6 protein-coding genes are annotated in these 8,074 nt (G+C 72.0%); 1 reads left to right on the top strand and 5 read right to left on the bottom strand.

Annotated elements, in window-relative coordinates; translation table 11 throughout:
- The 5 genes from NBZ85_RS23790 to kdpF all read right to left on the bottom strand — a co-directional run.
- Positions 1 to 636, bottom strand: a 636-nt coding sequence (locus NBZ85_RS23790; protein ID WP_261562628.1) for a response regulator transcription factor, incomplete at its 3' end; no start/stop codon positions are given.
- Positions 637 to 677: 41 nt separating this feature from the next.
- Positions 678 to 1,580, bottom strand: coding sequence for a potassium-transporting ATPase subunit C (locus tag NBZ85_RS23785; RefSeq protein WP_261562627.1), 903 nt, complete (start codon positions 1,578 to 1,580; stop codon positions 678 to 680).
- Between the two features lie 3 nt (positions 1,581 to 1,583).
- Positions 1,584 to 3,848: a potassium-transporting ATPase subunit KdpB gene (gene kdpB, locus NBZ85_RS23780; protein WP_261562626.1), complete on the bottom strand. Its 2,265-nt coding sequence runs from the start codon at positions 3,846 to 3,848 to the stop codon at positions 1,584 to 1,586.
- The gene (kdpA, locus tag NBZ85_RS23775; protein ID WP_261560147.1) at positions 3,848 to 5,584 is read right to left on the bottom strand and encodes a potassium-transporting ATPase subunit KdpA; all 1,737 of its coding nucleotides are present in this window, start codon (positions 5,582 to 5,584) and stop codon (positions 3,848 to 3,850) included. Before kdpA ends, kdpB begins: the two co-directional genes overlap by 1 nt.
- Complete coding sequence (gene kdpF / locus NBZ85_RS23770) at positions 5,584 to 5,673, bottom strand: K(+)-transporting ATPase subunit F (protein WP_136447494.1); 90 nt, start codon at positions 5,671 to 5,673, stop codon at positions 5,584 to 5,586. The genes kdpA and kdpF overlap by 1 nt, the downstream gene beginning before the upstream one ends.
- 259 nt (positions 5,674 to 5,932) lie before the next feature.
- Here kdpF and NBZ85_RS23765 point away from each other — a divergent pair.
- On the top strand, positions 5,933 to 8,074 hold a 2,142-nt coding region (locus NBZ85_RS23765), incomplete at its 3' end, for a sensor histidine kinase (protein WP_261562625.1).

The raw sequence follows: 8,074 nt of genomic DNA, 5'->3' as shown, positions 1-8,074 counted from the left end.
GTTGACGTAGAGCCGCAGGGACGAGGTGTCGTCGGCGTGACCGGGGCCCCAGACCTGGTCGAGCAGGGCTCGGGAGCTGATCAGCTTGCCGGGCTCGCGGACCAGCACGGCCAGCAGACGCCACTCGGTCGGCGTCAGCCGCACTGACCCGGGCGCCTGCTCGGACTCGGGCGCCTGATCCAGATCCGGGTCCGGGTCCGGCAGGACGGTGACGACTGTGGCGGCGAAGTCGATGCGGTGGCGGCCGATGGTGATGACCGGGCCGGTCTCGGCGCCGCCGGCGCGGCGGGTGACGGCGCGGATGCGGGCGAGCAGTTCCTCCACGGAGAACGGCTTGGTGACGTAGTCGTCCGCGCCCGCGTCCAGGGCGGCGATCTTGTCGTGGCCGGAGGTGCGGCCGGACAGGACTATGATCGGGACGCGGGTCCAGCCGCGCAGGCCGCGGATGACGTCGATGCCGTCGAGGTCGGGCAGGCCGAGGTCGAGCACGACCAGGTCGGGTGGGTAGCTCGCGGCCTCGGTGAGCGCCTGGCCGCCGTCGACGGCCGTGCGGACCTCGTGGCCACGGCTGCGCAGGTTGATCCGCATCGCGCGCAGCAGCTGCGGCTCGTCCTCGACGAGCAGGATGCGTCCCACCTGGCTGCCGCTCCCTTCGCCACCCGACCCGGCCGGCGGGCTCACCGTCGCGCCGGGATGAGCACGTCCAGCGCCCGGTTGAGATCGAGCACGTTGACGGCCGGTTCACCGAGGAAGCCGAGGCTTCTACCGGCCGTGTGATCCCGCACGAGCGCCGAGACCTGGCCGGTGGGCAGGCCGCGGACCCGGGCCACCCGGCTGATCTGAAGGTCAGCGTAGGCGGTGCTGATCTGCGGGTCGAGACCGCTGGCGCTGGCGGTCACCGCGTCCGCGGGGACGGCGGGGTGCGCGGGGGCGTCGCCGCGGATCAGGACGCGCTGGCCGGCGGCGATGTCGTCGGTCAGCGACCGGCAGCGCACCGGCATCCCGGCGTAGGTGGTGAGGAACGGCCGGGCGGGGCACAGCTCGTTGACGCTGACGACCCGCGTCACCCGGCCGTCGTAGCCGGGTCCGGCGTGGTGGACGGCGAGCACGGCGCCGACTCCGGAGGCGGTGCAGTACGGCCGGCGGCCGTCGACGTCGTCGAGCGCCCCGACGGCCTGGCTGCGCGCGCAGACCTGGGTGAGCAGACTCTGCCGCGACTCGTCGTCGTCCTTGGTGGCGGGATCGTCGAACGCGTCGACGACGTCCTCCGGGCCGAGGTTCGACGCCGAGGTGGACGTCGGGTCGTAGCCGTCGCCGGCGGCCGACGGGCGGCTCTGGAAGTAGCGGGTGATCGGGTTGTCGTCGGCGTCGGTGAAGGACTGGCCGATCAGCGACGAGCCGACCCGCTGGCCGTCGGCGCGGGTGACGAACGAGCCGTCGGCACGGTGGTGCAGGCCCGGCAGCTGGGCGACGGCGAGGATCGCCAGCGGGTAGGCGAGGCCGACGACGACGGTGAACACGAGCAGGATCCGCAGGGCGGCCAGGTGCTGGCGGGCCCAGCCGGGTAGTCGCGCGAACATGGGCTAGCCCACCCCCGGAATGAACTGGACGAGCAGGTCGATGATCTTGATGCCGACGAACGGGGCGATGATCCCGCCGAGGCCGTAGCGGGACAGGTTGCGCGAGAGCAGGGCGGAGGCGCTGCTCGGCGTGTAGCGCACGCCGCGCAGCGCGAGCGGGATCAGGGCGACGATGACGAGCGCGTTGAAGATGACGGCGGACAGGATCGCCGACTCGGGGGTGGCCAGCCGCATGATGTTCAGCCGGTCCAGCCCGCCGTAGACGCCGGCGAACATCGCCGGGATGATCGCGAAGTACTTGGCGACGTCGTTGGCGATGGAGAACGTCGTCAGCGCCCCGCGGGTGATCAGGAGCTGCTTGCCGATCTCGACGATCTCGATCAGCTTCGTCGGGTCGCTGTCGAGGTCGACCATGTTGCCGGCCTCCTTGGCGGCGGACGTGCCGGTGTTCATGGCGACGCCGACGTCGGCCTGGGCGAGCGCGGGGGCGTCGTTCGTGCCGTCGCCGGTCATCGCGACGAGCTTGCCGTCGGCCTGCTCGGCGCGGATCAGCGCCAGCTTGTCCTCCGGGGTGGCCTCGGCGAGGAAGTCGTCGACGCCGGCCTCCTGCGCGATCGCCTTCGCCGTCAACGGGTTGTCCCCGGTGATCATGACGGTGCGGATGCCCATCCGGCGCATCTCGTCGAACCGCTCCCGCATGCCGCTCTTGACGACGTCGGCGAGCTGGATGACGCCGAGTACCCGGGCGTGCGCCGCCGGGCCGGCGCCGGTGGTCTCCCCGACGACCAGCGGCGTCCCACCGGCGGCGGAGACCCCGTCGACGATCTTGCCGAGCTCGGCGGGGATCGTCCCCCCGGCCTGGCGCACCCAGGTGATCACCGCGCTGGCCGCACCCTTACGGATCTGCCTACGCATCTCGGCGCCGGCGGCCGGGTCGGCGAGGTCGACGCCGGACATCCGGGTCTGCGCGGTGAAGGGCACGAACGTCGCCGCGCGCAGCTCGCCGGGTGAGCGTTCACGCAGGCCGTGGTGCTCCTTGGCGAACACGACGACCGAGCGGCCCTCCGGCGTCTCGTCGGCGAGCGAGGACAGCTGGGCGGCGTCGGCGAGCAGGGCCGCGTCGACCCCGCCGACCGGGAGGAACTCCCGGGCCTGCCGGTTGCCGAAGGTGATCGTTCCGGTCTTGTCGAGCAGCAGCGTGTTGACGTCGCCGGCCGCCTCGACGGCCCGGCCGCTCATCGCGAGCACGTTGCGCTGGACGAGCCGGTCCATCCCGGCGATGCCGATCGCCGAGAGCAGCGCCCCGATCGTCGTCGGGATGAGGCAGACCAGCAGGGACGCCAGCACGATGCCGGTGATCCCGTCGCCGGTCAGGGCCGCCGAGTCGGGGATGGCGGGCTGCTGCGCCTTGGTGAAGATCGCCAGCGGCTGCAGGGTGGCGACGGCGAGCAGGAAGATGACGGTGAGCGCGGCGAGCAGGATGTTCAGCGCGATCTCGTTCGGGGTGCGGCGCCGGTCGGCGCCCTCGACGAGGCCGATCATCCGGTCGATGAAGCTCTCCCCGGGCTGCTGGGTGATCTGCACGACGATCCGGTCGGACAGGACCCTCGTCCCGCCGGTGACCGACGACCGGTCGCCACCGGATTCGCGGATCACCGGCGCGGACTCCCCCGTGATCGCCGACTCGTCGACGCTGGCGATGCCCTCGACGACGTCACCGTCGCCGGGGATGAGCTCACCGGCGGCCACGAGCACGACGTCCCCCCGGACGAGCCTGGGCGCGGGTATCTCCTCCACCGAGACGCGCTTCCCCGCGGCGCTCTCCCTCGCAGCTGTGGCGCCCGCGGCGATCTCCTCGGTGGTGGGGGCGGGCTGGCCGGGCGACCAGCCGATCAGACGGCGGGCGATCGTGTCGGTGCGGGTGCGGCGCAGCGCCGCGGCCTGGGCCTTCCCGCGGCCCTCGGCGACGGCCTCGGCGAGGTTCGCGAACACGACCGTGAGCCACAGCCAGACGGTGATCAGCCAGCCGAACACCGACGGGTCGGCGATGGTCAGCACGGTCGTGAACGCCGCGCCGACCTCGACGATGAGCATGACCGGGTTGTGCCACAGGGTGCGGGGGTCGAGCTTGCGCAGGGCCGCGGGCAGCGAGCGGCCGAGCTGACGCGGGTCGAGCAGGCCACCGCCGACCCGCCGCGGCCCGCCCCGGCCCGGACCACGCCGCGACGCGGCGCCGGGCGAGGCGACGACGGTGGTGGTGGTGCTCATCAGTGGATCCCTTCCGCGAGCGGGCCGAGGGCGAGGGCGGGGAAGAACGTCAGCGCGACGATGATCACGGCGACGGCGCCGAGCATCCCGACGAACTGCGGCCGGTGCGTCGGCAGCGTCCCCGCCGTCGCCGGGATCGGATGCTGGCGGGCCAGGGAGCCGGCCAGCCCGAGGACCAGCAGCATCGGCAGCAGCCGGCCGAACAGCATCGCCAGGCCCAGCCCGGTGTTGTACCAGGTGGTGTTCACCGTGATGCCACCGAACGCCGAACCGTTGTTGTTGGCCGCCGAGGTGAACGCGTAGAGCACCTCGGACAGGCCGTGCGCCCCGGAGTTGAGCATGCCGGCGCGCTCACCGGGCAGACCCATCGCGATCCCCGTGCCGAGCAGGGCGATCGCCGGCGTGGCCAGGAAGTACAGGGACGCGAACTTGATCTCCCGGGAACCTATCTTCTTCCCGAGATACTCGGGTGTTCGCCCGATCATCAACCCGGCGACGAAAACGGTGACGATTGCCAGCACGAGCATTCCGTAAAGGCCGGATCCGGTGCCACCGGGGGCGACCTCGCCGAGCATCATGTTGAACAGCAGCGTCGCGCCGCCGATGCTCGTGTAGGAATCGTGGAAGGAGTTGACGGCGCCGGTGGAGGTGAGCGTCGTACTGCTGGCGAACAATGCGGAGTCCGGCACGCCGAACCGGGTTTCGGTGCCCTCCGTCGCCGCGCCGACCGCGACCGGCACCGTCCCGTGGTGCGCGGTCTGGAAGGCGGCGTTCACCGCGAAGCTGCCCAGGGCGAGCACGGCCATGACCGCGACGATCGCCAGCCCCTGGCGGCGGTCGCCGACCATCCGGCCGAACGTACGCGGCAGCGAGAAGCCGATCGCGAGCAGCAGGTAGATCTCGAACAGGTTCGTCCACGATGTCGGGTTCTCGAACGGATGCGCCGAGTTGACGTTGTAGAAGCCGCCGCCGTTGGTGCCGAACTCCTTGATCGCTTCCTGGCTGGCGACCGGCCCGCCGGTGATCGTCTGATGGCCGCCGGTCAGCGTGGACACCACCCGGTTGCCGTGCAGGTTCTGGATCGCCCCGCCGGCGATGAGGACGATCGCCACGACCACGCAGACCGGCAGCAGGATCCGGATCACCGTCCGGGTGAGGTCCACCCAGAAGTTGCCGAGCTCGTCGTCGGTGCCGACCACGTCGTCCTGGCTGCCGGCACCCCGTCCATCCGGCCTCCCCGACCCACCCGCGGCGACCGGCGACCGGCGCCGCGCGAAGCCGCGCACCACCGCGATCGCCACCGCGATGCCGACCGCCGCCGAGACGAAGTTCTGCACGGCCAGGCCCGTCATCTGCACGGTGTGGCCCATGGTCGACTCGCCCGAATACGCCTGCCAGTTGGTGTTCGTCATGAAACTCACCGCGGTGTTCCAGGCCAGCGCCGGCCCCACCGCACCGAATCCCAGATTCAGCGGCAGGTGCTCCTGGAGGCGCTGCAACAGGTACAGCAGCAGGACGCTGACCAGCGAGAAGGCCAGCACGCTGCGGGCGTAGACCCCCCAGCGCTGGCCCGCGTCGGGGTTCACCCCGGTCAGCCGGTAGATCGCTCGTTCGACCCGCAGGTGCCGTTTCGCGGTGAACACCCGGTACATGTAGTCGCCGAACGGACGGTAGGTGACCCACAGCGCGGCGACGAGCAGCACGACGGTCAGAACACCGGCGACGGACGAGGACATCAGAACCGCTCCGGGAACAGCAGGGCAACGACGATGAAGATTCCCAAACCGATCGACAGCACCAGGCCGGCGACGTTCTCCGCGTTCACAGCCTTTCGACCCCTCGAAGCACCAGCGCCAACAGCGCGAAACATCCCAGCGTCAGCAGGACGTACACCACGTCTTGCATGCGCCCCTCCTTCATTCCGGCAGGGGCCCAGTAAAGCGCGACGACACCCGAAAACAGCGATCACTCACACGGTTCTCACGGCGCCCGGCCGGTTTCTCACGGCCCACTAACACCGATCATGAAATAGCGACCGAAACCGGCCTTCCGCTGGTTCCCGCACAGGTGCGGACGGGAGCACCATGGGTGGCGTGCCACGCGGAACACTGCGCATCTACCTGGGGGCCTCGCCCGGGGTCGGCAAGACCTATGCCGCCCTCGACGAGGGCCGCCGCCGTCTCGACCGGGGCACCGACGTCGTCGTCGCCCTGGTCGAGACGCACGGGCGCCAGCACACCGCCGCGATGCTCGACGGGCTGGAGGTGATCCCCCGCCGGTTCGCCGAGCACCGCGGCGCCACCTTCACCGAGATGGACCTCGACGCGGTGCTGGCCCGGCGCCCCGCGGTCGCGGTCGTCGACGAGCTCGCCCACACCAACGTCGCCGGCGGCCGCAACACCAAGCGCTGGCAGGACGTCCAGGAACTGCTCGCCGCCGGCATCGATGTCATCTCCACCGTCAACGTCCAGCATCTGGCGTCGCTCAACGACGTCGTCGAGACGATCACCGGCGTGGCACAGCGGGAGACCGTGCCCGACGCGGTGGTCCGCGAAGCCGACCAGGTCGAGCTCGTCGACATGGCCCCCGAGGCGCTGCGGCGGCGGATGGCCCACGGCAACATCTACGCCCCGGACAGGGTCGACGCGGCCCTGGCCAACTACTTCCGCCCCGGCAACCTCACCGCCCTGCGCGAACTCGCTCTGCTGTGGCTGGCCGGCAAGGTCGACGACCAGCTCGACCGGTACCGGGCCGAGCACCACATCGGCGGAACCTGGGAGACCCGGGAGCGGGTCGTCGTCGCGCTCACCGGCGGCCCGGAGGGCGAGACCCTGATCCGCCGCGCGGCCCGGATCGCCTCCCGGACCAAGGGCGCGGAGCTGCTCGCCGTGCACGTCGCCCGCTCCGACGGGCTCACCGGCGCCGACCCCGCGGCCCTGACCGGGCAGCGGTCCCTCGTCGACAGCCTCGGCGGCAGCTTCCACCAGGTGATCGGCGACGACGTGCCGACGGCGCTGCTTGACTTCGCCCGCGCGGAAAACGCCACCCAGCTCGTGCTGGGCGCCAGCCGCCGCGGCCGGCTCGCCCGGATCCTCAGCCCCGGCATCGGCGTCACCACCACGAACCTGTCCGGGCCGATCGACGTGCACATGGTCACCCACGCCGAGGCGGGCACCGGCTGGCGGCTGCCGCGGGTCCGCAGCGGCCTCACCCCGCGCCGCCGGCTGATCGCGACCGTGCTGACCCTGGCCCTCGTCCCCGCCCTGACCGCCGGTCTGATCCAGGCCCGCGGGACCTTCAACCTCGCCACCGAGATGCTCGGCTACCTGATCATCGTGGTGACGGTGGCGCTGATCGGCGGGTTCTGGCCGGCGCTGCTGTGCTCCCTGGCCAGCTCCCTGCTGCTCAACTACTACTTCACCCCGCCGCTGCACCACTGGTCCGTCGCAGAGGGCAACAACGCTCTCGCCCTCGCCGGCTTCGTCCTGGTCGCGACGATGGTCAGCCGTGTCGTCGCCCTCTCCACCCGCCGCTACGGCCAGGCGGTGCGCGCCTCCGCGGAGGCGGCGACCCTGTCGGTGCTCGCCGGCAGCGTGCTGCGCGGCGAGGACGCGTTGCCCGCCCTGCTCGAGCGGGTTCGGGAGACGTTCGCCATGACCTCGGCGACCCTGCTCGAACGCGACGGCGACGGCTGGCGCACGGTGCTCAGCGTCGGCCCCGAGCCGTGCACCCGGCCCGAGGACGGCGCGGTGGACGTCCCCGTCAGCGACACCCTCGCCCTCGCCCTGACCGGACGGCCGCTGCCGGCGGCGGACCGCCGCATCCTCGCCGCCTTCGCCGCCCAGGCCGCCGTCGCCCTCGAACAGCGCCGCCTGGCCGAAGCCGCCGCGCAGGCTGTGCCCATCGCCCAGGCCGACCGGGTCCGCGCCGCGCTGCTCGCCGCCGTCAGCCACGACCTGCGCACCCCGCTCGCCGCCGCCAAGGCCGCCGTCACCGGCCTGTGTTCCGCCGAGGCCGTGCTCAGCCGGGACGAACGCGACGAGCTGCTCGCCACCGCCGACGAATCCCTCGACCGGCTCACCCGCCTGGTGGAGAACCTGCTCGACATGTCCCGGCTGCAGGCCGGGGCGCTGAGCGTGTTCCCCCGCCCGATCGGGCTGGACGACGTCGTCCCCCGCGCCCTCGACGCTGTCTCTTATACACCTCTCCGAGCCCACGCGACTAGC

Source organism: Frankia tisae (genome assembly GCF_025403405.1).
Lineage (GTDB): Bacteria > Actinomycetota > Actinomycetes > Frankiales > Frankiaceae > Frankia > Frankia tisai.
This window is presented reverse-complemented; position numbering and strand designations above follow the sequence as displayed.

What these genes read in the sequence shown, in the direction of transcription:
- NBZ85_RS23785 (WP_261562627.1), bottom strand. Translation starts at nt 1,580, where the DNA reads ATGTTCGCGCGACTACCCGGCTGGGCCCGCCAGCACCTGGCCGCCCTG.
- kdpA (WP_261560147.1), bottom strand. Translation starts at nt 5,584, where the DNA reads ATGTCCTCGTCCGTCGCCGGTGTTCTGACCGTCGTGCTGCTCGTCGCC.
- kdpB (WP_261562626.1), bottom strand. Translation starts at nt 3,848, where the DNA reads ATGAGCACCACCACCACCGTCGTCGCCTCGCCCGGCGCCGCGTCGCGG.